General features: G+C 61.3%; 20 protein-coding genes, 1 pseudogene and 2 riboswitches. Of the genes and pseudogenes, 11 read left to right on the plus strand and 10 right to left on the minus strand.

The features are described from left to right. Window positions 1-36 precede the first annotated feature (36 nt). The 3 genes and pseudogenes from ACLD1X_RS21340 to ACLD1X_RS21350 form a co-directional block, all read right to left on the minus strand. Complete coding sequence (locus tag ACLD1X_RS21340) at window positions 37-885, minus strand: transporter substrate-binding domain-containing protein (RefSeq protein WP_429371010.1); 849 nt, start codon at window positions 883-885, stop codon at window positions 37-39. Between the two features lie 267 nt (window positions 886-1,152). Then, window positions 1,153-1,433, minus strand: a pseudogene (locus ACLD1X_RS21345) (type II toxin-antitoxin system RelE family toxin). Then, window positions 1,423-1,671, minus strand: coding sequence for a type II toxin-antitoxin system Phd/YefM family antitoxin (locus ACLD1X_RS21350; protein WP_429371012.1), 249 nt, complete (start codon window positions 1,669-1,671; stop codon window positions 1,423-1,425). Before ACLD1X_RS21350 ends, ACLD1X_RS21345 begins: the two are co-directional and overlap by 11 nt. Before the next feature lie 337 nt (window positions 1,672-2,008). Between ACLD1X_RS21350 and wecB the strand changes: the two genes are divergently transcribed. The 6 genes from wecB (at window position 2,009) to ACLD1X_RS21380 (ending at window position 11,348) form a co-directional block, all read left to right on the plus strand. After that, window positions 2,009-3,163, plus strand: coding sequence for a non-hydrolyzing UDP-N-acetylglucosamine 2-epimerase (wecB, locus tag ACLD1X_RS21355; protein WP_429371014.1), 1,155 nt, complete (start codon window positions 2,009-2,011; stop codon window positions 3,161-3,163). Next, window positions 3,160-5,334, plus strand: a complete 2,175-nt coding sequence (gene nrfB / locus ACLD1X_RS21360) for a cyclic di-3',5'-guanylate-activated glycosyltransferase NrfB (RefSeq protein ID WP_429371016.1) — start codon at window positions 3,160-3,162, stop codon at window positions 5,332-5,334. Before wecB ends, nrfB begins: the two co-directional genes overlap by 4 nt. After that, the gene (locus ACLD1X_RS21365) at window positions 5,331-8,495 is read left to right on the plus strand and encodes an NfrA family protein (protein WP_429371018.1); all 3,165 of its coding nucleotides are present in this window, start codon (window positions 5,331-5,333) and stop codon (window positions 8,493-8,495) included. The genes nrfB and ACLD1X_RS21365 overlap by 4 nt, the downstream gene beginning before the upstream one ends. After that, window positions 8,495-9,373: a DUF4434 family protein gene (locus tag ACLD1X_RS21370; protein ID WP_429371020.1), complete on the plus strand. Its 879-nt coding sequence runs from the start codon at window positions 8,495-8,497 to the stop codon at window positions 9,371-9,373. Before ACLD1X_RS21365 ends, ACLD1X_RS21370 begins: the two co-directional genes overlap by 1 nt. Further along, complete coding sequence (locus tag ACLD1X_RS21375; protein WP_429371022.1) at window positions 9,357-10,433, plus strand: diguanylate cyclase domain-containing protein; 1,077 nt, start codon at window positions 9,357-9,359, stop codon at window positions 10,431-10,433. Before ACLD1X_RS21370 ends, ACLD1X_RS21375 begins: the two co-directional genes overlap by 17 nt. Window positions 10,434-10,619: 186 nt before the next feature. Then, on the plus strand, window positions 10,620-11,348 hold the full coding sequence (locus ACLD1X_RS21380; protein WP_429371024.1) for a hypothetical protein: 729 nt from the start codon (window positions 10,620-10,622) through the stop codon (window positions 11,346-11,348). A 12-nt stretch (window positions 11,349-11,360) separates the two neighbouring features. On the opposite strand, the gene ACLD1X_RS21385 is transcribed toward ACLD1X_RS21380, so the two are convergent. Continuing rightward, window positions 11,361-11,765, minus strand: a complete 405-nt coding sequence (locus ACLD1X_RS21385; protein ID WP_429371026.1) for a MerR family transcriptional regulator — start codon at window positions 11,763-11,765, stop codon at window positions 11,361-11,363. 76 nt (window positions 11,766-11,841) lie between these two features. Here ACLD1X_RS21385 and ACLD1X_RS21390 point away from each other — a divergent pair, with 76 nt between their 5' ends. Beyond that, window positions 11,842-13,065 (plus strand): NADH:flavin oxidoreductase/NADH oxidase family protein, encoded by a 1,224-nt coding sequence (locus ACLD1X_RS21390; protein WP_429371028.1) that lies wholly within the window; start codon window positions 11,842-11,844, stop codon window positions 13,063-13,065. 146 nt (window positions 13,066-13,211) lie between these two features. On the opposite strand, the gene ACLD1X_RS21395 is transcribed toward ACLD1X_RS21390, so the two are convergent. The 4 genes from ACLD1X_RS21395 to cobW all read right to left on the minus strand — a co-directional run bounded on the left by ACLD1X_RS21395 (window position 13,212) and on the right by cobW (window position 19,958). Further along, on the minus strand, window positions 13,212-13,757 hold the full coding sequence (locus ACLD1X_RS21395; RefSeq protein ID WP_429371142.1) for a vWA domain-containing protein: 546 nt from the start codon (window positions 13,755-13,757) through the stop codon (window positions 13,212-13,214). 119 nt (window positions 13,758-13,876) lie between these two features. Beyond that, window positions 13,877-14,884 (minus strand): ATP-binding protein, encoded by a 1,008-nt coding sequence (locus tag ACLD1X_RS21400; protein WP_429371030.1) that lies wholly within the window; start codon window positions 14,882-14,884, stop codon window positions 13,877-13,879. A gap of 151 nt (window positions 14,885-15,035) precedes the next feature. Further along, window positions 15,036-18,884, minus strand: a complete 3,849-nt coding sequence (gene cobN / locus ACLD1X_RS21405; protein ID WP_429371032.1) for a cobaltochelatase subunit CobN — start codon at window positions 18,882-18,884, stop codon at window positions 15,036-15,038. A 3-nt stretch (window positions 18,885-18,887) separates the two neighbouring features. After that, window positions 18,888-19,958, minus strand: coding sequence for a cobalamin biosynthesis protein CobW (gene cobW, locus ACLD1X_RS21410; RefSeq protein WP_429371034.1), 1,071 nt, complete (start codon window positions 19,956-19,958; stop codon window positions 18,888-18,890). Window positions 19,959-20,061: 103 nt separating this feature from the next. Then, window positions 20,062-20,274, minus strand: a riboswitch (cobalamin riboswitch). A 195-nt stretch (window positions 20,275-20,469) separates the two neighbouring features. Further along, a riboswitch (cobalamin riboswitch) is annotated at window positions 20,470-20,694 on the plus strand. Window positions 20,695-20,816: 122 nt separating this feature from the next. On the opposite strand from cobW, the gene ACLD1X_RS21415 reads away from it, so the two are divergent. From ACLD1X_RS21415 to cobM, 4 genes are all read left to right on the plus strand, one after another. After that, window positions 20,817-21,008, plus strand: coding sequence for a CbtB domain-containing protein (locus ACLD1X_RS21415; RefSeq protein WP_429371036.1), 192 nt, complete (start codon window positions 20,817-20,819; stop codon window positions 21,006-21,008). 11 nt (window positions 21,009-21,019) lie between these two features. Next, window positions 21,020-21,727 (plus strand): CbtA family protein, encoded by a 708-nt coding sequence (locus ACLD1X_RS21420; protein ID WP_429371038.1) that lies wholly within the window; start codon window positions 21,020-21,022, stop codon window positions 21,725-21,727. Continuing rightward, on the plus strand, window positions 21,724-22,137 hold the full coding sequence (locus ACLD1X_RS21425) for a cobalamin biosynthesis protein (protein ID WP_429371040.1): 414 nt from the start codon (window positions 21,724-21,726) through the stop codon (window positions 22,135-22,137). Before ACLD1X_RS21420 ends, ACLD1X_RS21425 begins: the two co-directional genes overlap by 4 nt. A gap of 85 nt (window positions 22,138-22,222) precedes the next feature. Further along, a complete protein-coding gene (gene cobM / locus ACLD1X_RS21430) occupies window positions 22,223-22,969 on the plus strand; it encodes a precorrin-4 C(11)-methyltransferase (protein ID WP_429371042.1) in 747 nt (248 codons plus the stop codon). A 166-nt stretch (window positions 22,970-23,135) separates the two neighbouring features. On the opposite strand, the gene nfuA is transcribed toward cobM, so the two are convergent. Next, window positions 23,136-23,720: a Fe-S biogenesis protein NfuA gene (gene nfuA, locus ACLD1X_RS21435; RefSeq protein ID WP_007912592.1), complete on the minus strand. Its 585-nt coding sequence runs from the start codon at window positions 23,718-23,720 to the stop codon at window positions 23,136-23,138. Between the two features lie 202 nt (window positions 23,721-23,922). Beyond that, entirely contained in the window at window positions 23,923-26,220 is a 2,298-nt protein-coding gene (locus ACLD1X_RS21440; protein WP_429371045.1) for a fatty acid cis/trans isomerase, read from the minus strand. Window positions 26,221-26,314 lie beyond the last annotated feature (94 nt).

Genomic DNA, 26,314 nt, shown 5'->3' on the forward strand with positions numbered 1-26,314 from the left:
GAGCGGGGCGATCAGAGTCGCCCCACTCTCACGGGATCATTTGAATTCGACGGGGAAACCGATGGCAGGCGTTGGCAGATCGACACCGAACCACTGCTTGAAGGACGCCGCGTAAGTAGGAAACTCAACGCCGGTCATGGCCTCATGCAGGGTGGTGTTGACGAAGTTCAGCCAGTCCTGGTCGCCGCGCTTGACCGCGCACGCATAGGTTTGCGGACTCCAGGCGTAAGCCGGGCTGCGATAACGGCCCGGGTTCTGCACCATCAGGTATTTCACCGAAGACTGGTCGGTGGCCGCCGCGTCGGCGCGACCGGAGTTCACGGCCTGGTACATCAGGTCCACGCTGTCGTACTGATCGACCTTGGCCTTGGGCAGCGCCTGATGCACCAGCTCTTCGGCATAGACGTTTTGCAGCACCGCCACGGTCAGGCCGCTGCCAGCGGCCTGCATGTCGTCGATTTCCTTGTACTTGCTGTTGGCCGGCAGCAGCAGGCCGACGCCTTCGCGGTAGTACGGCAGGGTGAACGCCACTTGCTGCGCGCGGCTGGCCGTCACGGTGATGAACTGGCAACTGATGTCGACCTTGTCGGTCAGCAGGTTCGGGATCCGTGCATCGGACGACTGCACCACGTACTCGACCTTGGTCGGGTCGTTGAACAATCCCTTGGCGATCATGTGCCCGATATCGATATCGAAACCCTGCAACTTGCCATCCGCACCCTGGAAGTGCCACGGCGCATTGGTGCTGCCGGTGCCTACAATCAGTTTGCCGCGAGCCAGGACACTGTCGAGCTTGCTGTCCGCCGCCTGGGCCACACCCACGGCAGCAGCAGAAGCCGCGAAAAGAAAAACACACGCTTTGAACAAAGAAGGTCGGCGATGCATGGCAAGCACTCCAGGATGATGTTTATTCCGCTATACCGGAACTAGGTATGTAACAACGGAATAGACAGCAGAAAGTGTGCCACAGGAAGTGGAGGGAATGTGAGGGAGATTGAAATTTGTTTTGAATCAGAGGGATGCGTGAGGCGAGGAAAAAAACGTTACCAAACGCACGGACAGACATGCGCTACCGTTGGCTACAGAGAGCGGGTAGCGTGTTCTCAATTGTGTGGCGCCGAGCCATTTCGGTGCAGGTTGAAATTCGTGGAGCTAGCGTGTGATTGCATCTTTATAGACTTCACCTCGCTCTCTTTTCCCGATGGCGATCACCGTCACCACCAGCACTTCGTCTTCCACGCGATAAACCAGCCGATACCCTGCACTGCGCAACTTGATCTTGTACGCATTATCCAGACCGCAAAGCCGGTCTGCCAAAACGTGCGGATTGACCAATCGCTCCTGAAGCTTTTTTTGAATTGCTCTCTCAGGTTTGCTCCAAGCTTTCTCCATTCTTTCCAGGCTTTCTCGGAAAATTCCAGCTCATAGGTCATCAATTGAAACCTTTACGGTTGGATCGTTTTCTCGCTCCTTGCATAGAGCAATCAACTCAAGATCCTCCAGACGATTCATCATGGCTTCATACTCTTTGGCAGGCACACAATAGAAAGCCGGTTCGTTCCGGTTGAGAATCGCAACCGAGCCCCCTCCTCCGGCAGCAACCGTCCCCATTGGGTTTCTTTTCAATTCCGAAATGCTTGCCACGATCTGCGACAGCACAACATGTGTCATAAAGGTATTCCTTGGAGTGCTAATAGAGGTACTCAAAATAGCACTCCAAGACACTTCAGGGCTCTACCCTTTTCGCAGAAAATTCCCGATTTCATGGCACTGAATCTCCTTCATTTTGCTCATGACTACGCTGACCAGCCGATTTCAAAAACTATCACGTCATGCATTTCGGCATTTCTGTGACTGTTGTGGGCCAGGCCTTGCAAAACTGTCGGAAATTTCCGAGTCACTGCCGCTCATTGGACAACCCCCCGTCCGACTGCTTTATTCAATGTTCAAGTGATAACCGGTCTTAACAGCCGCGTAGCTTCGGCGTGTGCAGTCCCAGGAGGGGTTCATGTCCTTCAAAGTCATGATGGTGTTCGGCACGCGTCCGGAGGCCATCAAGATGGCGCCACTGGCGCGAGTCTTGCGTAACTGGCCCGGAATCGACCTGAACATCTGCTCCACCGGCCAGCACCGGGAAATGCTCAAGCAAGTGCTCGACTCGTTCGAACTGACGGTCGACGAAGATCTGCAGGTGATGACCCAGGGCCAGACCCTCAACGGTCTCTCCGAACAACTGCTGGGGCATCTCGACAAAGCCTACGAACGGGTACAGCCGGATATCGTGCTGGTGCACGGTGACACCACCACCAGCTTCATTGCCGCCCTCGCCGCCTTCAATCGCCAGTTGCCCATCGGCCATGTGGAGGCCGGGTTGCGTACCGGCAACTTGCGTGCACCGTGGCCGGAGGAAGCCAACCGGCACCTGACCGGCGTTATCGCCGACCTGCATTTCGCACCGACCACCAAGAGCGAAGACAACCTGCTGCGCGAAGGTGTGCCCAAGGCCAACATCGAAGTGACCGGCAACACGGTGATCGACGCCCTGGTGTGGATGCGCGACCACCAACAGGCAACCCAGTGGCACCCGGCCGCCGACTCACCACTTGCCGTGCTCGACGACAACCGGCGCATGGTGCTGATCACCGGGCACCGCCGGGAGAACTTCGGCGGCGGCTTCCGCCAGATCTGCCTGGCGTTGGCCACCCTCGCCCAGCGCTATCCCGACGTGCAGTTCGTCTACCCGGTGCACCTCAACCCGCAGGTGCAGAATGCGGTGTACAGCGTGCTCTCGGACAAACCCAACATCTATCTGGTGGCACCACAGGACTACCAGCATTTCGTCTGGCTGATGGGCCGTGCGCACTTCATCCTCAGCGATTCCGGCGGCATCCAGGAAGAAGCCCCGGCCATCGGCAAACCGCTGCTGGTGCTGCGCGATGTCACTGAACGGCCATCGGTGCTCGAAGGCGGGACGGTGCTGCTGGTGGGCACCGATACCGACCGGATCGTCAAGGAGTCCAGCCTGTTGCTCGATGACCCAGCCACGTTCCAGCGCATGAGTCGAATCCACAGCCCGTACGGCGACGGGCACGCCAGCGAGCGTATCGCCAATCGCCTCGGGGGCTGGCTCAAACATCGCGCGGCATCGGGAAAAGCCGTATGAGCCTGGAGTGGGTCGACTTTTTTGCCTATGTGCTGTTCGGACTCAAATACCTCGCCATTATCCTCGCCCTGCTGATGTTCATACTCGGGCTCGATGACCTGTTCATCGACCTGGTGTACTGGACCCGAAAGCTGATCCGACGCTGGCGGATCTATGAAAAATTCGAGCGCGCCGATGAAGAGCGGTTGTATGCCATTGGCGAAAAACCCCTGGCGATCATGGTACCGGCGTGGAACGAAGTCGGCGTGGTCGGCGAAATGGCGCGCCTGGCCGCCTCGACCATCGACTACGAGAACTATCAGATTTTCGTCGGCACCTACCCCAACGACGCCGAGACCCAGGCCGACGTCGATGCGGTGTGCCTGCACTACCCCAACGTGCACAAAGTGGTGTGCGCGCGCCCCGGCCCGACCAGCAAGGCGGACTGCCTGAACAACGTGATCGACGCCATCCTGCGCTTTGAAAGCGATGCGAAGATCCAGTTCGCCGGGTTCATCCTGCACGATGCCGAGGACGTGATTTCGCCCATGGAATTGCGCCTGTTCAACTACCTGCTGCCGGCCAAGGACCTGATCCAGATTCCCGTCTACCCCTACGCCCCGGAATGGAAGGGCTTCACCGCCGGGCACTACGTCGACGAGTTCGCCGAGAACCACGGCAAGGACGTCATCGTGCGCGAGGCATTGACCGGGCAAGTGCCCAGCGCCGGGGTCGGCACCTGTTTCAGCCGCAAGGCCATCAGTGCCCTGCTCGAAGACGGTGACGGTATTGCCTTCGACGTGCAGAGCCTCACCGAAGACTACGACATCGGTTTTCGCCTCAAGCAAAAAGGCATGAAGTGCATCTTTGCCCGTTACTCGGTGACCGACCCGAAACTGGCGCTGGAACAGCCATGGGTGTTCGGCATGAACCGCGCCTTCTCCCAGGTGATCTGCGTGCGCGAGCACTTTCCCCGGGACTTGCAACACGCGATCCGGCAGAAGTCGCGGTGGATCGTCGGCATCGTGTTCCAGGGCACCAAGAACCTCGGCTGGAGCCCCAAGGGCCTGCTCAACTACTTCCTGTGGCGCGATCGTCGCGGCTTGATCGCATACCTGTTGAGTTTCCTGGTCAACCTGCTGTTTCTGGTGCTGCTGGCCATGTGGCTGGTGACGGTGATTTCACCCAATGCCTGGCGTTATCCGTCGATCCTTGCCGACAGTTCATTGCTGGCGACCTTGCTGTGGCTCAACGGCCTGATGCTGCTCAATCGGCTGTTCCAGCGCGGCTGGTTCGTCACTCGTTATTACGGTCTGGGCGAAGGGCTGTTGTCCGCCCCCCGGATGATGTGGAGCAACTTCGTCAACTTCTTCGCCAATTTGCGAGCGCTGCGCCAGGTCATGGAAATGGGTGATTCCCGTCGCGTCGCCTGGGACAAGACCACCCATGAATTCCCCGCATTGACCCAGGCCCAGCGCACCCCGCTGGGGCATCAGTTGGTGGAAAAAGGGCTGTTGACCGAGGAACAACTGGAAGCGGCGGTGACCAACCCTGTGCGTCGGCGCCTGGGTCGGGAATTGCTGCTGCGCGGGCACATCGACACCACGCAACTGGTGCAGACCCTGGCCGAACAACTGGACCTGGAATGGGCCCCGCTCAACCCGTTCAAGCTCGACAAGCGCCTGATCGATAGCGTGCCGCGCAAGATCGCCACGCACTACGGGGTGCTTCCGGTTGCCGAGGAAGGCGACACCCTGGTGCTGGCCTCCGAAGGACCGGTGAGCCAGGTCTCACAAGGTGCGATCAGCCGTCAACTGAAACGCCCGGTACGTTGCCGCCTCGCGCCTCAGGGCCGGGTGACCCTGGGGATTCGCTACTGGTACGCCAGCCCTCGTCAAAGCGAGGACGTGCGCCAGATGCTTCAGGTGCTTGAGCGCAATCAGGACGATGAAGCCCTGCTCGAACGTGTCAGTCACCATCAGGTGCTGCTGGGTAATCTGTTGCAGGTGCGCGGCAGGGTCCCGGCAACCCTGTTCAATCAGGCATTGATCGACTTCGATGCGGAACAAATGTCCCTGGGCGAACACCTGATCGATCGCGGCATGATCACCCGGGAAGTCCTCGAACAGGCCCTGGCCGATCAGTCCAGTGAACAGCAAGCCGCTTACCGCATTGCCCGAGAGGTCGCATGAAGCCCATCCCCCGTCAAACCCTGCTGGTCGGCAGCCTGCTGTTCAGCCTGTGCGCAGCGGCGTGGGTCGAGGCCGAACCGTTGAGCGATTTCGAGCAGTTTCGCAGCTTCCCCTACATGGACCGCAGTTACCGCGAAGCGAAAAAAGGCAACTGGAAGGAAGTCGAACGGCTGATGCGCCACCTGCTGGGCAAAGTGCCAAAAAACGAAGAGGCGCGGGCCCTGCTCGTGCAATCGCTGGCCAAACAGCGACGCTACAAGGACGCTGAGCAGGCCCTGCCTGACACGCCGGCCAACAGCGATGCCCTGCTCAACCTGCGCCTGACCTGGATTGAACAGGACCCACCGGGTAGCGAGCAGGTGGAACAGTGGATCGCCAGCAGCGACCTCACTCATCGCATCCGTTTGTGGCAGGCCTACAGCCTGAGCCTGGCCAAGTACGGCGGCGCGGCCAAAGCCCATGAGTGGCTGGCGCAACTGCCGCCCAAAGGTGACGCGCGCCTTCTGCATCTGGCGCGTGCCAACTGGTCCGAACAATTGCGCGATTGGGACGGCACCATCAAGGAACTGGCGCCCCTGGCCGCGAACAAACAACTCGATGCCCAAGGCTGGCAACGCCTGGCCAACGCCTACGTGCAACGCCTCGACGAACAGCCCCTGCAGCAATTGCTGCCAACAGCGCCAAGCCCGGACGCTGCGCGCAAGGCTCGACTGGCCATGGTCGACCGGGCGATTGCCATGGGCCACATCCAGATGGCGCAGCGCTGGATGCAGTCGCTGCCACCTGCCGACCTTGCCGATCCGGCGCAACGCCAGCGCCTGTGGGAACTGGCGCGGCAGACCGGCGACAGTGCCACGGTGCAACGCTTGAGCGCCGAGTTGCAGCGGCCCTGCCTGGAGACCGTCGACTGGCTATCGCGCCATGATCCGCAAGCCGCGCTGACCCAGTTGAAAAGTTGCCAACCCGAAGAAGATCCGCAGGCCTGGCTGATCCTCGCCCAACGCCTGCAAGCCACCGAACTGCTGCAAACGACACGCCTGCCGGAACCCTGGGACTCGCGACGCCGCGAGCGCCTGCTCGACGTCTGGCAGGATGAGGGCCGCAGTGACAAAGTCATGGCTTACCTTGCCAGCCAGCCGCAAACTGCCGACGTGGTCAAACGCCGCGCCGAGCTGCTCCAGGCATCGGGTCGCAACCGTGAAGCGGCGGCCCTCTGGGAGCGGCATTACCAGCAGACCGGCAACTTCAAATCGCTCGATCAGGCCACTTACCTGGCATTGAATGCCGGGCAACGGGAACAGGCGCAACAGTTACTCGAAACGGCCTTCGACCGCCACGCAGGCAAGCTACCGACACCCCTGCTGCAACGGTTGGCGGGGTTGTATGCCGCGTCGACACCGACCGCGGCGCAACAGCAACGCATCGTTACGTTGCTCAAGCGCGTCGACCCCGCCACTCGCGGGCAACTGCTGGCGCAACTGGCGGAAAACGGCCAGTGCGGTGCCGTTCAACAGACGATTGGCGATCACCCGCAAGCTGCTGGCGACTACCGCGCCCTTGGCCGTTGTGCGATGCCGGAGCGCCCCGGCGAAGCGGTGGTGTATTACCAGGCCGCCGAAAAACTGGGCGACCGAAACAGTCGCCTGCCACTCGCCTACGCCCTGGAAGCGGCCGGAGACTCGGCAGGCGCCCTGGCCATCTGGCGCAGTTTTGCCGACGCCGAACTCAGCGACAATGCCCGCCTCACCGCCAGCCGTGGCGCCCTGAATATCGGCGACACGCAAACGGCCGAACGGTACTGGCAAGCCAGCCACACCCGTGGCGCCAATGAGTGGGCGTTGGGCGCGGCAATTGCCGATGCCCGGGGCGATCACAAGCTCGCGCTGCAACGCCAGCGCTCCGCCCTGCAACTGGCACCGGATGCCGAACACTTCTATGCGGCCTCGGTCACGGTGCAAAAGGCCGGCGACCTGCAACAAAGTACCGAATGGCTGGCCGAGGCCGTGCGCCGCGAGCCAGACAACCCCCGTTATCGCGCCGACTACGGCGTGCGTCTTGCCGGTGCCGGGACCAAGGCAGAGCGCGCCCGCGCCATCCCCTATCTGCAACGCGCCACCCAGGACTTCCCGGAGGACTATCGCCTTGGCGAAACCCTGGCCTGGCGTTATGACGAGGTCGAAGACAGCGCCTCGGCGCGCAAAGAACTGGAACGCGTGATCGACCTGGAGCAGAACCCGGTGGCCGCCGATGACGAGGATGGCAGCATGGAGGCGCGACGCTATCGCCAGCGTCGCGCCCACGAAAGCCTGTCCCGTCGCGACACAGTCACCATCGCCAGCACCTGGTCACCGGCCGGGATATCGACCAACGACATCCTGCGCCCCGATGACAGCACTGGCACGCAACGTCGCTCCAGCTCGCAGAACGTGCAACTGGCCATGTGGGACCACGCACTGGGCGAGGAACCCAGCCGCGCCGGCAGCACGTTGTCGGTCTACGGCCGCGTGCTGCTCGGAGGCGTCGGCCGGTCGAGCTATGCCGAATCCCTCGGCACCGGCGTCGGCCTGCGCTACAAGCCCTGGGGCACCGCCAACATCAACTTCTACGGCGAGATCTACAAACAAAGCCAGTTCGATGATGAAGACAACCACGGCCTGAGCCTTGGGCAAATGCTGGTTCCGGAAAAACTCTCCGATCAGGTCAGCGATCATCGTCAGGATGGCCACACCTCTACCGACTATCTGCTGCGCACAACCGCCTCGTTCCTTGACCAGGGGCGATTCCGCAACGATTGGCGGGTCGATGAAAGCGATTGGGAAGAGCGCTTCCTCTACCTTGACGCGGCATGGTGGACCAAGGCCGGCGACCATCAATGGCTGTCGCGCTTCCAGCAAGGGCACACCTGGAAGCTGCCGTTCAACGGCGCGCAAACCCTCATGCCCTATGGCTTCCTGGAGTTTTCCAGCCAGGACCCGAGCAACGACTGGCGCCAGGATCTGCGCACCGGGGTGGGCTTGCGTTGGCAATGGTGGTTCAACGATGACCTCTACAACGCCTATCGCGCGCACCTGTCGGTACGCACCGAATATCAGCAATGGCTGGGTGGCAATCTGTATGAAGGCGGCAACGGTGTGCTGCTGGGCGTGGAGTTGAATTTCTGATGAGGCGATTTCTTTTGGTTTTGTGCCTGATGCTGGGGGGCGTGGCGAGCCATGCGGACGAGCGGATTTTCTATCAGCCGCTCAATGCCGATGCCAGCCTGAGCCAGGCGCAATGGCAGCGAATCTGGCAGGACACCGCCCGCCAAGGCACGCACACGGTGATCGTGCAGTGGACGGCCTACGGCGATTCGGACTTCGACGGTGCCAACGGCTGGCTCGCGAGCAGCCTGAAACTGGCCCGGGCACAAGGCCTGAAACTGGTGCTGGGGCTGCGCATGGACCCGGCCTATTACCAGCGCATCGATGAGTTGGACAGTGCCGGGCTGGCAATGTACTGGCAGACGCAACTGGGGCTGTCGCTGGCCCAGCAGCAGAAGCTGCGCAAAGACTGGAAACTTCCGGTCAGCGGCTGGTACTTGCCCATGGAACTCGATGACCTGCACTTTCTGCCGCTGGACCGCCGGCAAACGCTGCAACGCCAGCTCAAGGACTTTTCCGGCAAACTCGACGCACCGCTGCACATCAGCGTATTCAACGTCGGCAAACTCGCGCCGCAAGTCAATGGTCAATGGCTGGGTGAAGTGGCGAACGCCGGTATCCAGGTGTGGTGGCAGGATGGCGCCGGCACCGGACGTTTGCCGCTCTTGATTCGCAACGGCTACGCCAATGCCCTGCCCTGCTCCATCGGCATCGTCAGGGAAGCCTTCCGGCAAGTCAGTACTGCCGGGCAACCCTTCCGTGCCGAACCGATGCCCCCCCAATCGACATCGCCGGGTTGCCACCCAACGTCGGTGTTCTCCCTTCGCTATCGTCCGTGGGGCAAGGTGATCCTCGAAAACCAGCACAACAGTAAGGTGGGCGATGTACAAAACCATTGAAGATGAAGTGCTGAAAAAGGCCGCACCCACCGAGCTTGAAGCTGAATTTCTCCAGCATGAATTTGAACGGCTACGCACCTTTTGCGTATTGATCTACATCGCCAGCATTGCGATCTGGGTTGTTTACGACCTGATCCTGAGTTTCATCGGCGGACAGCCATTGACCTGGCGTTCGCTGGTGTTTATCGGTGTCTTTGCGACTCTGCTCATCATCCTGCGGTTGATCCGCGATGCCCGACATTTCCAGAAGCTGAACCTGCTGTTTGTATTGACCATTGCACTCGGCACGCGGCTGCTGACCGAAGGGCTGTCCGGTGATCACCAACCCGCATGGCTGTTGCTGGCGGCTTCGACCACCCTTTTCACCGCTTCGGTATTACCGCTGAGCCGCTGGTCATACTTTGCCGCGCAAATCGTCACCTGGTCGTTTCTCAACCCCTTCTACCACACCGGTATTGAACTGATGGAGCTGAGGGATGTGATGGCCATCAGTTACTCGACATTTATCTGCGGCCTGACCATCTACAGCTTCCTGACGCTACGCAAGGCCAAGCTCTACAACTTCATCATGTTCAAGCTGCTGCTGGACCAGGCTTACGTCGACACGCTCACCGAAATCCCCAACCGCCGCTCGTTCATGACCCGTGCCAGCCAGCAGCTGAACAATGTGCCGCGGAAAAACGACCACTACCTGGCGATGGTCGATATCGACAATTTCAAGAAGGTCAACGACGTCTACGGCCATGACATCGGCGACGAGGTGCTCAAGCGCATCGCCCAGAACATCAAATCGGTGATGTCGCGCTACGAATATGCGCGATTGGGCGGCGAGGAGTTCGCGATTTACCTGGCCGGCGTGCGCCGTGAAGACGTCGAGGCATTGGCAGGCGAATTGTGTCGAGCGGTGCGCGAGCAGCCTGCCCGACACCCGGTGACCATCAGCATCGGCCTGGCCCGGGTGCTCGATGGCGACACGCTGAACCAGGCGCTGATCAAGGCCGATGAAGCCCTGTATGAGTCAAAACATACGGGCAAGGATCGGTATACCTTTCATCAATAAAGTTATCTATCCCACCCGCTGTACAGTGCGTCCTCATCGGTAACCGAGCGAGGCGTTCCATTGAAAAACGATCAGTTTAAACCTTATCTACCTGATTACTACTGTCAACTATGACAGTAGACGCTTCGGAATATGCGAGGAAATAATGGCGCCGTATTTGACTATCTACAGCAAAGGGAATCGAACATGTATACGGCCAAAACTTTACTTTTTTGCGCGACACTGGGAATGGGTTTAATCGGTTGCAACGTTTATCAGGACGCGACTGCTTCAACGGTCCGCGAAGAGTGCAGCGACCTGGTCAACAAAAAACTCATTGGCCAGAATGGCCCGGAAGTTTGCATCACGACACCGCTTTCTAAAAGTGACACATCCATCTCCGGGACTATCGTTGGGACCACAGCAACAGGCCCGTTCCTGGTAACGGCGTTAACCAGCGACGGGGTCATCTTGAAGCAGGCAACCACAGGCTCTGACCGTAACTTCACGATGACTCAATTGAATCTGCTAGACCTGCCAGGCAAGGGCATTTCATTTTCGGTGTATGTAACTGGTATCAGCTCACCGCCTACCAAACTGGTCATTGGCCAGGAGCCGCCCTCGACATGTTCTCCTGGCACTCCAGACTATCCGCTATGTGGTACCTACCCGGGCGCAATCTTTTTTCCGATAAAAACATCCATCACCACTATTCTCAAAATTCCGTCGCCCGAGTTATACGGCGGAGCGTCGCTACTTCCATACCAAATGGGTATGAACCGTATTTATTGGAAGGCAGACCGAATTATCAACTTTTTTACATACGTTCCAGCTCCGGCAAAGCCAGGGGACGAACTAACAGCGTACGCAACCAATCGAAACGACGACTCATTTGCCTACCCGGTCAAGCAGACTGTTCTTCCAGGTCAACCTTAACACTGACCTGACCTAGTGCTTGAATGATGTCATCACCCGCTCGGCATTTTCATCACAGGACATACCATCCGGTTTGTCCTTAATGGTGTCGATCCACCCCAGCAATTGCGCCTTGCTGTGCGCCAGGTGGCGTTGCATCTCTTCGATCTGCCCGATCTTGCGATGCAGGCCGGCCATCAACTCATCGTGCTTGAACGCCCCCGTCAGACTATCCGGCAGTAACTGCTTGAGTTCTTCCAGGCTGAAACCGGCCTGTTGCGCACACTGGATGATTTGCAGGGTTTGCAACGCCTCTTGCGAGTAACGTCGATAGCCGTTGGCCGAACGTTCGACCTGCCGGATCAATCCCTGAGATTCGTAAAAACGGATGCGCGATGCGGTCAACCCGCTCAACTGCGCCAATTCACCAATCTTCATAGAGAACTCATTTACCCGCTTGACATTAAAGTTAACTTTAAGCTTATCCTCTACTCATCACTATGAGGAGTCAAGCATGTCGCCCTTCCAGACCTTGAATTTGCCCAACGGCCAGACCATCGGTAATCGCATTGCCAAAGCCGCGATGGAAGAGAACCTGGCCAACACCGATCAAGTACCCGACCAGGCACTGTTTCGCCTGTACCAGGCCTGGGCCGAAGGCGAAGCCGGCTTGTTGCTGACCGGCAATGTGATGATCGACCGCCGCGCCATGACCGGCCCCGGTGGTGTAGCGCTGGAAGACGAGCGTCACCTGGAACGCTTTCGCCAGTGGGCCAGTGTCGGCCGGGCCGGTGGTGCGCACTTCTGGGTGCAGCTCAACCACCCTGGTCGCCAGACCATGGCCAACCTTGGCCAGCAAGCCTTGGCGCCGTCGGCGGTGGCACTGGATCTCGGTCAGTTCTCGAAGATGTTCGCCGAACCCAGGCCCATGAGCGAGGACGACATCCAGGAGGTGATCCGACGCTTCGCCACCAGCGCCGCACTGGCGGAGAAAGCCGGTTTTACCGGTGTGCAGATCCACGCCGCCCACGGCTACCTGATCAGCCAGTTCCTTTCGCCGCTCACCAATCGGCGCACCGATCAGTGGGGCGGTTCGCTGGAAAATCGTGCGCGCCTGCTGTTGTCCGTCGTCGAGGCCGTTCGCCAGGCGGTGTCGCCGCAATTTTGTGTGTCGGTAAAGCTCAACTCAGCGGATTTCCAGCGCGGTGGTTTCGATGCCGATGATGCTCGGCAAGTGATCCAGTGGCTTAACGAACGACCGATCGACCTGTTGGAACTCTCCGGTGGCAGTTACGAAGCACCGGCCATGCAAGGCGAAGCCCGCGACGGCCGGACCCTGGCGCGGGAGGCGTACTTTCTGGAAATGGCCGCTGAACTGGCCAGCGTGGCGCGGATGCCGGTGATGGTGACCGGCGGGATCCGGCGCCTGGCAATCGTCGAGCAGGTCCTCGACAGCGGCCTGGCCATGGCCGGCATCGGTACCGCCCTGGCCGTGGAACCGCAATTGGTCAAGCTCTGGCGTGAAGGCCAGGACAGCCATCCGCAACTGCCGCCGATCCGCTGGAAACGCAAACCCCTGGCGGCGCTGGCGAGCATGGCCGTGGTCAAGTTCCAGCTGCATCGCTTGAGCCGTGGGCGCAAAACCCGACCTGAAGTCTCGGCACTATGGGCGTTGATTGTCGACCGGCTGTACATTGGCAAGCGGACCCGGCAGTACCGGCAGGCGATGGGCAAGTAATCCGGAATTGATGTTGACTGACCCACCGCTTTCGCGAGCAAGCCCGCTCCCACAGGTTTCAGTGTTAAACACAAAATTTGTGTACAACACCAACCACTGTGGGAGCGGGCTTGCCCGCGAAGGCGGCGGCATGAACAACCCGGAACTCAGACAGGCAGCAGCTCGTCGATATGCCGGTATTCCGATTGCAACTGCGCGGCCAGCAACTTGCTGCGCCCAAGCCGGATCGGCCCGCGCTCGATGTCGATCAACAGCCCCGGACATTCCAGCGTCGGCAGCAGCGGCCAGTCCTTCAGCCGGCCATCGGTCACCAGCAACAACCGCTGCCGCTCGGCCGGAAAGCGCTTTTGCCGTGCAGCAAGCCATTGCCCCGCTTCACTCAATGCCGCCAGCAACGGCGTGCCGCCACCCGCGCCAAGGCCATCGAGCCAATGGCGCAACCCCGTGGAAGCCTTCAATCCCTGCACCTGCCACTTGGGTGCAGAACCGCTGGCCGTGAGCAGGGCCAGGCGAGCACGCTGGCGATAGGCATCGTCGAACAACTGCGCCAGCAAACCCTTGGCGTCGCTCAATGCCTGATGACGGCGGGTCGATGCGGAGGCATCGACGATCACCAGCCACAGCTCATGGGGCGAGCGAGTACGCAGGTGAAACAACAGGTCGTCACGCTGGCGCGGCCGGCCATTGAGCAATGTGCCGGGCCAGTTGACCGAGCCACTGCGGGCTGCATGACGCTTGCCCAGTTTGCCGTGGTCCAGCCGTCCGGCTCGGGGTCTGGCATTCGCCCCCATGACGGAGCGAGGGCGAATGCCTAGGGCTTTTTTGGCCAGGCCGGCACTTCACGTCGGGCGCCAACCGCCAGCGGCTGGGCGGGCAATTCGCCCCACTGGCCCTGCCCTGCGCTCGGGTTGGCGTTCTGCGGCGCGCTGGGTTGCGCAGCGTGGGATGGCTGAGGCGCCGCAGGTGAATGCTCGCCACGACGATGGCGCAAGGCGAACTCGGCGACTGCGTCGATATCTTCCTCGGCAATGGCGTTTGCCCCGCGCCAGGCGGCGTGCGCCCGTGCGGCACGCAGCCAGACCAGATCGGCGCGCATACCGTCGACGCTGGCGGCAAAGCAACGTTCGGTGATGCATGCCAGTGCCTGATCATCGAGGGGAATGCTTGCCAGGGCGTTGCGTGCGTTCTGGCAACGCTCGCGCAGAGACGCCTGCGCCGATTCCCATTCGGCGCAGAAACCCTGCGGATCGCTGTCGAAATCCAGGCGACGGCGAATGATCTGGCTTCGTTCGGCCGGCGCGGTGTGGCCACCGAGGGCGACATTCAGGCCGAAGCGGTCGAGCAGTTGCGGACGCAGCTCGCCCTCCTCCGGGTTCATGGTGCCAATCAGCACGAACTTCGCCGAATGCCTATGGGAAATGCCGTCACGCTCGACCAGATTGGTACCGCTGGCGGCCACATCGAGCAGCAGATCCACGAGGTGATCAGGCAACAGATTGACCTCGTCGACGTAGAGCACGCCACCGTCAGCCCTGGCCAGTACGCCGGGCGAAAACTGCGCGCGACCTTCGCCCAGCGCCACGTCAAGATCGAGGGTACCGACCAGACGCTCCTCGGTGGCACCCAATGGCAAGGTGACGAACTGACCGCTGGTCAGCAGGTCCGCCAGACCGCGGGCCAGTGTCGACTTGGCCATGCCCCGCGGGCCTTCGATCAGCACACCGCCGATTTTCGGGTCGATGGCGGTCAGGCACAGGGCCAGCTTCAAATCGTCGGCGCCGACCACGGCGGAGAGGGGGAAATGCAGGGTGTCGGTCATTGTTTTATCTCGGTCATGGTCGGTGATCTCACAGGCGCTCCAATTCCTGTGGGAGCGAGCTTGCTCGCGATGGCGGCCTGACAGTCGACATCAATGTCGACTGTGTTGACGCCTTCGCGGGCAAGCCCGCTCCCACAGGGTTGGTGGTGCATCAGCTGTCTTCTTCTATGTCGAGCAACAGATTCTCCAGCGCCTCGCGGTACTCGCCCGGGTCTTTCCACATGCCGCGCTGCTGGGCCTCGAGCATGCGTTCGGTCATGTCGCGCAAGGCATGGGGATTGTGCTCGCGAACAAAATCCCGTGTGTCCGGGTCGAGCAAATAGGCATCGGCCAGCAACGCGTACTGGTGATCGTCGATCAACTGTGTGGTGGCATCGAAGGCGAACAGGTTGTCGACTGTCGCGGCCATTTCGAACGCACCTTTGTAGCCGTGGCGTTTAACGCCTTCGAGCCATTTCGGATTGGCCGCCCGGGAGCGGATCACCCGGTTCAGTTCTTCCTTAAGGGTGCGAATCTTCGGCAGGTCCGGCTGGCTGTGATCGCCATGATAACTGGCCGCCGCTTCGCCCCTCAGGCTTTCCACCGCCGCCAGCATGCCACCCTGGAACTGGTAGTAGTCGTTGGAGTCGAGCAGGTCGTGCTCGCGGTTATCCTGGTTTTGCAGCACCGCCTGTACCTGGCTCAGGCGCTGGGTGAACTGTTCTCGAGCGGCGGTGCCCTCGTCAGCACCGCCGTATGCGTAGCCACCCCAGTTGAGGTAAACCTCGGCCAGGTCCTCGCGGGTTTGCCACAGACGGCCGTCGATGGCGCCTTGCACGCCTGCGCCGTAGGCACCGGGTTTGGCCCCGAAAATCCGCCAGCCGGCCTGACGTCGCGCCGCGTCTTCATCGAGACCTGCCTGCAACAACGCTGCACGCTCGGCGCGCACCTTGGCCGCCAACGGGTTGAGGTCGTCCGGCTCCTCCAGGTCGGCGACCGCTTGCACCGCCGCGTCGAACAAGCGAATCAGGTTGGCAAAGGCATCGCGGAAGAAACCGGACACACGCAAGGTCACATCCACCCGCGGACGATCAAGCAAGCTTAACGGCAGAATTTCGAAATCATCGACCCGCTGACTGCCGGTCGCCCAGACCGGACGTACCCCCATCAGCGCCATCGCCTGGGCGATGTCATCGCCACCAGTGCGCATGGTCGCGGTGCCCCATACCGACAGGCCGAGCTGGCGCAAATGATCGCCGTGGTCTTGCAGATGCCGTTCGAGAATCAGGTTGGCCGACTGGAAACCGATGCGCCAGGCCGTGGTGGTCGGCAGGTTGCGCACGTCCACCGAGTAAAAGTTGCGCCCGGTGGGCAGCACGTCCAGACGACCGCGACTCGGCGCACCGCTGGGGCCGGCCGGAACGAAGCGACCGCTCAGGGCATCGAGCAAACCGCGCATTTCCGCCGGGCCGCAGGCGTCCAGACGCGGGGCGACGACTTCGCGCAGGCTGTCGAGAATGACACTCACCTCAGCCCAACCGGCCCCTTGTGGGAGCGGGCTTGCTCGCGAATCGGTGGATCCTTCAACATGTATGTCGATTGATTCACCGCATTCGCGAGCAAGCCCGCTCCCACAGGGGCCGCTCAACGTGTCCGAAATCAACTGCGCGGCGAACAGTTCCAGACGTTCGCGGGTATCCCCCGCCGTACGCCAGGCTTCGTCGCTGATAAGCAAAAGTGGTTCGGGACGCGGCCCGGTCCACGGTTCGGCCAGCGCACAATCGAGCGGATCGAATTCCAGCTCGAAAGCCTTGGCTAACGCTCGCAGCAGGCTCGACTGCGCCCCACGGCCATCGCCCCTTGGAATGCGCAACAACGCCAGCAAGGTGTCGATACGCAGGCGGCCAGTGGGCGATTCGCCGAAAACATGCAGGCCGTCGCGGATCTGCGACTCTTTCAAGTCGCACAGGTACGTGTCCAGGCGCGGCAACCAGATCGCTGCGTCGGCATCGCTGTCGAGTTGTTCGTCCAGTTGCAGTTCACGGTCGATGTGCGTATCGCGCACCAGTTGCAGGATGTCGCGCTGCAGCTCTCGGGCTCGGCGCGGATCGAGCAGCTGGGCTTCGTAATACTCGTCCGCCAACAGTTCGAGGTTGCGCAGCGGGCCGTAGGTTTCGGCGCGGGTCAGCGGTGGCATCAGGTGATCGATGATGACCGCCTGGGTCCGCCGCTTGGCCTGGGCACCTTCGCCCGGGTCGTTGACGATGAACGGATAGATGTTCGGCAGCGGCCCGAGTAGCGCATCCGGCCAGCAGTTGTCCGAGAGCCCGACACCTTTGCCCGGCAGCCATTCGAGGTTGCCGTGTTTGCCGACGTGGATCACGCCGTGGGCGCCATAGGTGTTGCGCAGCCAGAAGTAGAACGCCAGGTAACCGTGGGGCGGTACCAGGTCCGGGTCGTGGTACACCGCGCTCGGGTCGACCTGATAACCCCGCGCCGGTTGAATGCCGACGAAGGTCAGGCCAAAGCGCAGGCCGGCGATCATCATTCGCCCACTGCGACACATCGGGTCTTTTTCCGGCGCGCCCCAACGTTCCTGGACCGCCGCGCGGTTGGCTTCGGGCAGTGCGTTGAACATCGTCAGGTAGTCGTCCATGGCCAGGCTTTGCTGACATGGACGCTGGTCAAGGGTGTCCAGGTCGTTGCTGACGCCGCCGAGCAATTGCTGGATCAGTGCGGTTCCGCTTTCCGGCAGTTCGCCGGGTAGCGGATAACCTTCTTTATGCAGCTCACGCAGGATATTCAGCGCAGCGGCCGGGGTGTCGAGGCCCACGCCATTGCCGATGCGACCGTCGCGGGTCGGGTAATTGGCGAGAATCAGGGCAATGCGCTTCCCGGCATTCGGCACCCGCGCCAGATCGACCCAGCGCCGCGCCAGTTCGGCAACGAAGTCCATGCGTTCCGGCTGTGGCCGGTAGCAGACCACATCCGACTGGCTGCGCTCACTGCGCCACGCCAGGTCCTTGAAACTGATCGGGCGGCTGATGATGCGCCCGTCCAGTTCCGGCAAGGCAATGTGCATGGCCAGGTCGCGGGGGCCAAGCCCCTGTTCGCTGGCGCGCCAACCCGGTTCGTTGTCCTGGGCGCAAATCGCCTGGATCACCGGGATATTGCGGCGGAACGGCCGCAGATGCGGTGCTTCCGGGCTGGACTGGGCGAAGCCGGTGGTGTTCAGAATCACCGAGGCGCAGGCCTCGTCGAGCCAGTCCTCGACCACGCAAAGGCAGCCGGGCTCTTTCAGGCTCGCCAGCGCAATCGGCAACGGATTCAACCCCGCCGCCCGCAATCGCTGGCAAAAAACATCAATGAAAGCGGTGTTCGCCGCCTGCAAATGCGAACGGTAAAACAGCACCGCCGCCACGGGTTGAGCGGCATGCCAGTCGGCCTGCCAGTCACTCAGTGCGGCAGAGTGTTTATGTGGATGGTAAATCGCCGTGCGTGGCAGGGTTTGCGGTTCGCCCCAGGTGTAGTCACGCGCCAGCCAGCGGTTGGCGAGGCAGCGGAAGAAATCCAGGGCGTTGCCCATGCCGCCCTGACGCAGGAACTGCCAGAGCCGGTCGCGATCCTCGGCGCCGACGGTGCTCAGATCGCTGAGTTCCGGGTCCGGGCGATCATCGCCCGGTACCAGAATGACCTGCACGCCACGCTGCGACAGCTCGACCAGACGCTCGATGCCGTAACGCCAATAGGCGATGCCACCGTGCAGTGAAATCAGGATCACCTTGGCGTGACGCAGGACTTCGTCGACGTACAAATCGACAGAAGCATGGTTCTGCACCTGCATCGGGTTGGCCAGGCGCACGCTCGGGTAATCGTCAGGCAGCTGTTGCGCCGCTTCGGCGAGCAGCGCCAGGCTGGAATCGCCGCTGCACAGAACCACCAGCTCGGCGGGGGTTTGTCCAAGGTCGGCGATGTTGTCGTCCGACACGAAACCGCCGGGCTGGGTCCTGAGCAGGTGCATGGCTTACACGCTGAGCGCGGCGCGCAGTTGCGCTTCGAGCACGGCGGCGTCCAGTTCCTGGCCGATCAGCACCAGGCGGGTGTTGCGCACTTCTTCTGCGCCCCACTGGCGGTCGAAGTGCTTGTCGAAACGCGTGCCCACGCCCTGGATCAGCAGGCGCATCGGTTTGTTCGGCACGGCGGCGAAACCTTTGACGCGCAGGATGCCGTGCTGGACCACCAGTTGGGTCAGCGCATCCATCAGCAGGCTTTCGTCGGCTTGCGGCAGTTCGATGGAGATCGAATCGAAGGCGTCGTGATCGTGGTCATCATGATCGTCGTCGCCATCGTGGTGATGGTCGTGGTGGCTGTGGCGGCTGTCGATGTGTTCTTCGGAGCCGGCACCCAGGCCGATCAGCACGTCCAATGGCAGGCGGCCGCTGCTGGCTTCGACGATTTTCACCGCTGGCGGCAATTCTTCGGCGACTTCCAGGCGCACGCGGGCCAGGTCTGCCGGGGCGATCAGGTCGGTCTTGTTGAGGATCACCAGGTCGGCGCTGGCCAGTTGGTCGGCGAACAGTTCGTGCAGCGGCGATTCGTGGTCCAGGTTCGGGTCGAGCTTGCGCTGGGCATCGACCTGGTCCGGGAACGCGGCGAAGGTGCCAGCGGCCACGGCCGGGCTGTCGACCATGGTGATCACTGCGTCAACGGTGCAGGCGCTGCGGATTTCCGGCCACTGGAAGGCTTGCACCAAAGGCTTTGGCAGGGCCAGGCCGGAGGTTTCGATGAGGATGTGGTCGAGATCGCCGCGACGGGCCACCAGTTCACGCATCACCGGGAAGAATTCTTCCTGGACGGTGCAGCACAGGCAGCCATTGGCCAGCTCATAGACACGGCCGTTGGCTTCCTCTTCGGTGCAACCGATCGAGCACTGCTTGAGGATTTCGCCATCAATGCCCAATTCACCGAATTCGTTGACGATCACCGCGATGCGGCGCCCCTGGGCGTTGTCGAGCATGTGCCGCAGCAGCGTGGTTTTACCCGAGCCGAGAAAGCCGGTAACGATGGTGACAGGGAGTTTGGCCAGTGTTTTCATCGGATGCCCTATGGCTAAGGTGGCGGGCATACGGGACGACGACCGGCAGCGCGCACGCGCATGCCTGAAGAGTTCGCCACCGGATCACCCCGCCCGGTTGAAAGTGAGAATCTGTGTCGAGGCAGGTCTCCTGGCTGACGGTGTGCCGGCCTTGAGCCTGGCATTCGCTGCGCCTTCCCGCCGGTCTCATGGATTGAGCCAGCAGTGGCGTGGCAACGAACATCACCGTTCACAGTTGCGGGGGCAGCCGCGGCATCGACCGCGTTCCCTTCTTAGCTTCGACAAACGCCGAAGAACCTCGAAAGCGCAAGGCTACGCATGGTATTGGGGCGGGTCAATGTTCACGTGACTTCTGCGGCGTGCCCTTCGCGAGCAAGCCCGCTCCCACATTTGATCGGGTTCTTTCAGGGGAAAAGGGTCAAGTGTGGGAGCGGGCTTGCTCGCGAAGGCGCGCGACTCGATATTCAAGTGCGACCCCCGCCAATTGACGTCCAACCCCTGCCCATGCTCTCCTACACGCCTTGTTACGGGTGCCCTTCACAGGGTGAAACGGGAAACCGGTGAATCATGTGCTTTACTTCAAAGCCATGTCAGTCCGGTGCTGCCCCCGCAACGGTAAGCGAGCGAAGCATCAGATCCACTGTGCCATCACGGCATGGGAAGGTGATGCTTGCAGGATCAGGCGATGCCTGTGCCCCTCGTGAGCCCGGAGACCGGCCCGCAACACAAAGTGACCAGAACGATCACTGAAACAACAAACCCGCGGTGGGCGGGCGCTGTTTGAAACGCTGCGCGGCCTGCCCGTGCAGGTTTTTGCATGCGCTCTCATTCCCCGCTGACAGACCAGAGGGAAACGCCATGTCGATCATCAGCAGCACCGGCCACACCACTACCAGCACCACTTCTACCCTGGCTCAACGTCTGGCCGCCGCCGTCTGCGCGTCGATCCTGGGCGCGTGCCTGGTGTATTTCGCCGGTTTCTCGCACATCGAAGCGGTACACAACGCCGCCCACGATACCCGTCACAGCTCCGCGTTCCCGTGCCATTGAGACCTGCCAATATGATCAAGCGTATTGCGCAAACCGCAGGTTTCACCGGGCTGCTGGCCGCCCTGTTGCTGACCTTGCTGCAAAGCTTCTGGGTCGCGCCCCTGATTCTGCAGGCCGAAACCTACGAAAAAGCCGAACCGGCCGCGGTTGAAATGCATGAACACGCCGACGGTGCGATGGCTGCCCACACTCACGACAGCGAAGCCTGGGAGCCGGAAGACGGCTGGCAGCGCGTGCTGTCGACCACCGGCGGCAATCTGGTGGTGGCTGTCGGTTTCGCCCTGATGCTGGCCGGCCTGTACACCTTGCGCGCGCCGACCAGAACCTCCCAGGGCCTGCTCTGGGGCCTGGCCGGTTATGCGACGTTCGTGCTCGCGCCAACCCTCGGCCTGCCACCTGAACTGCCCGGCACTGCCGCCGCCGACCTGGCACAACGGCAACTGTGGTGGGTCGGTACTGCCGCCTCCACCGCCGTCGGTATCGCCCTGATCGTCTTCAGCTGTCACTGGCTGATGAAAGTCCTCGGCGCGGCGATCATCGCCGTTCCCCATGTGCTTGGCGCACCGCAACCGGAAGTGCATTCGATGCTCGCTCCCGAGGCACTGGAAGCCCAGTTCAAAATCGCTTCGCAACTGACCAACGTGGCGTTCTGGCTGGCCCTTGGCCTGATCAGCGCCTGGTTGTTCCGTCGCAAAAGCGATGGTCAATACCACGCATGACGAATGCCGGCACAGCGCCGACCCTGGTGGTCGGCCTGGGCTGCCAGCGGGGCTGCCCCGTCAGCACGTTGCGCGCGCTGCTCGACCAGGCGTTGGCGGCGCATCAAATCCCGTTGCATGAAATCAAGGCCCTGGCCAGCATCGACCTGAAACGCAACGAACCGGCACTGATCGAGTTGGCGACGCAGCTTGGCCTGGAATTGATGTACTTCAGCAGTGAACAACTGGCGGTTTATGAGGCGCAACTCAGTCATCAATCGCAAATAGCGTTTGAACGCACCGGTTGCTACGGCGTGGCGGAAAGCGCCGCACTGGCCCTGGCGGAACAACTGGCCCAGGCCCCGGCAAAACTGCTGATTCCACGACAAAAATATGCCCAGGCAACACTGGCATTGGCCGGCGCCGCCTGAAATCCCCGATAATCCCCGCCATCGATCATGAACATTCTTCATCTGAAGCCCTGTTCAGCCCCTTTTTTTCCCACAGGAAGCGACGATGACCGTCTACTTTATTGGCGCAGGTCCCGGCGACCCCGAACTGATTACCGTCAAGGGCCAGCGCCTGATTCGCAGCTGCCCGGTGATCATTTATGCCGGCTCCCTGGTACCTGCCGCCGTGCTGGAAGGTCATTGTGCCGAACAGGTGGTCAACAGCGCCGAACTGCACCTGGAACAGATCATCGACCTGATCAGGACCGCCCACGGCAAAGGTCAGGACGTCGCCCGGGTGCACTCCGGCGATCCAAGCCTGTATGGCGCCATTGGCGAGCAGATTCGCTATCTGCGTGAGCTGGGCATTGCGTTCGAAATCGTACCGGGCGTGACGGCCACAGCTGCTTGTGCAGCGCTTTTGGGTGCTGAACTGACACTGCCGGACATTTCACAGAGCGTGATCCTGACGCGCTACGCCGACAAAACCGCCATGCCACCCGGAGAGGAGTTTTCCAGCCTGGCGCAGCACGGCGCGACCATGGCGATTCATTTGGGTGTCAGTCACCTGCCGAAGATCGTTGAGGAACTGCTGCCGCATTACGGCGCCGATTGCCCGATTGCGGTGGTGCACCGCGCGAGCTGGCCGGATCAGGATTGGGTGACGGGAACGCTTGAGGACATTGCCGGGAAGGTTGAAGCCAAGGGCTTTCGCCGTACGGCGTTGATTCTGGTGGGTCGGGTGCTGGGCAGCGACCACTTCAGCGAGTCATCGCTGTATCGCGCGGGGCATGCGCATCTCTACAGGCCATAGGTCCCCTTCGCGGGCAAGCCCGCTCCCACAGGTTTCGAGTCGGTCACAGTATTGCGGCCTACACAAAATCTTGTGGGAGCGGGCTTGCCAGCGAAGGGGCCACTGAATTCGACCCCAAAAAAACGGCGCTCACGGGGCGCCGTTTTTTCAATTCGCAGCGAACACCTTAGTAGTAGGCGTTTTCTTTCTGCGTGTGGTCGGTCACGTCGCGAACGCCCTTGAGCTCGGGAATACGCTCGAGCAAGGTGCGCTCGATGCCTTCCTTCAGCGTCACGTCGGCCTGGCCGCAGCCCTGGCAACCACCGCCGAACTGCAGGACGGCGATGCCGTCTTCGACCACGTCGATCAGGCTGACCTGACCACCGTGGCTGGCCAGCCCCGGGTTGATCTCGGTTTGCAGGTAGTAGTTGATACGCTCGTTGACCGGGCTGTCGGCGTTGACCATCGGTACCTTGGCGTTTGGTGCCTTGATGGTCAGCTGGCCGCCCATGCGGTCGGTGGCGTAGTCGACAACGGCATCGTCCAGGAAAGCTTCGCTGAAGTGGTCGATGTACGCGGTGAAGCTTTTGAGCCCCAGCGCGGTGTCTTCGGGTTTTTCTTCGCCCGGCTTGCAGTAGGCAATGCAGGTTTCGGCGTACTGGGTGCCAGGCTGGGTGATGAAGACGCGGATGCCGATGCCCGGGGTGTTCTGCTTGGAGAGCAGATCAGCCAGATAATCGTGGGCGGCGTCAGTGATGGTAATAGCGGTCATGGAAACTCCTCGCAGGCTTGGGCGCAGTTTACGCCAATCAACGCGCCGGACAAAGTCCTAGTATTTTTGTCGGGAAAGATTCCGACAATTCCCCTTGTGGGAGCGGGCTTGCTCGCGAAGACGTCGTGTCAGGCAACCGCTATGGTGACTGATACAACGCTTTCGCGAGCAAGCCCGCTCCCACAGGGGATCAAGTGGTGTTTCAGAGATTCTCGTAGCGGTTCATGTCCAGCACGCCCTCTTCCACCGGATCGGTGTCGTGGATGTAGCGGCTCAGGTCATGGAAATAAACCCAGAATTGCGGATGACTGCGGCGAATGCCCCACCGTTCGACGATTTTCTCGAAGCTGCTGGTATCCCTGGCGTTCTCCATCGCATCCACAAACGCCGGCACTTGCCCGGCCGGGATGTTGAACATGAAGTTCGGGTAGCTGCTGAGCACGCCCGGGAAAACCGTCAGGGTGTCGAGACCCGGCTGATAGCGCAGCGATTCGCCGAGCAGGAACGCGACGTTACTGTGGGCACGGTTGCGCAGCAGGCTGTAGACCTCGCGTTTGCCGCTGCGGGTTTCGATGCGCAGCAGGGTCGCCTCCGGCAGTTGATCGATGACTTTGAGCCCCGCCGCCGGGCGTGAAGTCAGGCGGCTCAACGCCTGCTCGGCACTTTGCAGGTCCGGATCGATGTTCGGTCGCGAGCAGTAGGCGCCATCGCAACGGTTGATCGGGTCGGGCCGGGCATTGAGATCGCCATAACGGGCCAGCAGTTGTTGGGCGAAATCGCGCTTGGGATCCTGCGGGTCAAGCTTCAGTGCCGTTGGCTTGTCATTGTCGATGGTCTCGTAGTCCAGCCACATCTTGAATTTGCCACTGTTCTGATACCAGTCGTCGAGGTAGCCATCCCGGGAATCGGCAGGCATCAGGCGCAGGAAATTCTGCTCGGCGCCGTTGCGGATCAGGTCGAAATACAGGCGCGTCTGGGCCTGGTGGGACACGTTGCCGAATACATCGAAATTCACCGCCAGTTGATAGTAGGTGCGCTCCAGCAACGGATAGTCGAACAGCCACATCGTTTGCGGCACCTCGCCGATCAGGCCCTTGGTCACCGAAGCACTGTCAAAATGGCGGAAGATACTCAGCAACGCATTGTCGTTGCCGGCCCACAGGGTCGACCAGCTCGGTGCCGGCTGGTCGGCGTAGCTGTCCCGGCGCAAGGCTTCGTATTCATTACGCTTGTCGCGGTAGTCGTGCCACAGGCTGAGGACGCTGCCGACATCGTCGTTCTGCCCCGGCATGGCCAGCAGCGGCGTAGCCTGCCCGCGATAGTTCGGATCGGTGACATACAGGTCGTGCTCGGGGGCCTGGAACAGCGCCCAGAAATTATCGCGGATCACGTCGGTGGCGATCTGGCCACGGCACACCGGCCCACGGATAAACGTGCGCACAAAGTACTCGGCGTTATCGAGCATGAACTGATAGCGCGCCTGGGCCGGAATCGCTTCGAAGGTGGCAAACGGGTTGGCCCGGCTCTGCGGCCCATAGCCCGGCAATGCATCGACCTGCCAGTTGCCGCTGTAGAACAGGCTCTTGACCCGCGCCAGCTTCGCATTACTCAGCGGATAGGTGATGTGGGTCTTGTGCACGATCACGCCCTGCACCGGCCACAGGCGGTAGTAAAACTGCGTGCCCGGATCGTCGTTCGGGCGACGGGTGTTGATCAGGTCGATCGGCTGGCCGGTCGGGGTGCGCGAACGCACCCACTGGAAGAAATGCCCGGGCTCGCCATCCTTGAAGTAGAGATGGGCGAGGAACCAGTGCTCGTACAGCCACCGTCCCACCAGGCTTTCCCGGGCGCCCGGAGAATTGAGCAGGTTTTCCCATTGCACCACCTGCAAGGCTTCCTTGGCGCTGGGCGCCAGCGCCTGCTGATCAATCGGCGCGCCTGCCGCCAGCCAGCGTTGCAGCGTCTGGTACTGCTGGTCGGTCAGGCCGGTCACGGCCAGCGGCATGCCTTCCTTCGGGTGCGCAGCGGCATAAGCGCCGAACTCTGCGGGCATGGCACACATGTTTTCCCGGTTCAGGCCCAGGACGATGTCTTCCGGCAGCTTCGCGTTGGGTTGCAATGGGGTCTTGTGGCCCAGTTCCAGCATCCGCGCCATCAATGCAGCCTGGCTGCCTTGGGCGTCAAGCACCGAATAGAAGCCCTTTTGCTGCCAGGCCTGCTTGCCGGAGGCATCATAAAAAATCCGCGTCGGTGCCACCGCTTTACTGCGATCACCGTCGTAGACCGGGACTTTCGTCGCGCCACGCGCGGCGCCCTCGCCGCTGCCCAAGTTGAGCTGACAGGCGGCGTCGTTGCAGGCGTGGCAGGCCACGCACTTTTCAGTGAAGATCGGTTGAATGTCACGGCTGTAGGAAATGGCAGAGGAGATCGCCGGGCTTTGCGCCACGGCGCCCCAGCTTAAAAACAGCAGCAATGTGCCGATGACGAAGCGATACGACATGTCCCTGGTCCCGAATCCTGAAAAAACGCCGCGATTCTACCGGTCTGTCATCCCTTCCAACATGAACGATATTCATGCAAAACCGGATCATGCT

Origin of the sequence: Pseudomonas sp. 18173 (assembly GCF_050432945.1) — a bacterium.
In the GTDB taxonomy this organism is placed as follows: Bacteria; Pseudomonadota; Gammaproteobacteria; order Pseudomonadales; family Pseudomonadaceae; genus Aquipseudomonas.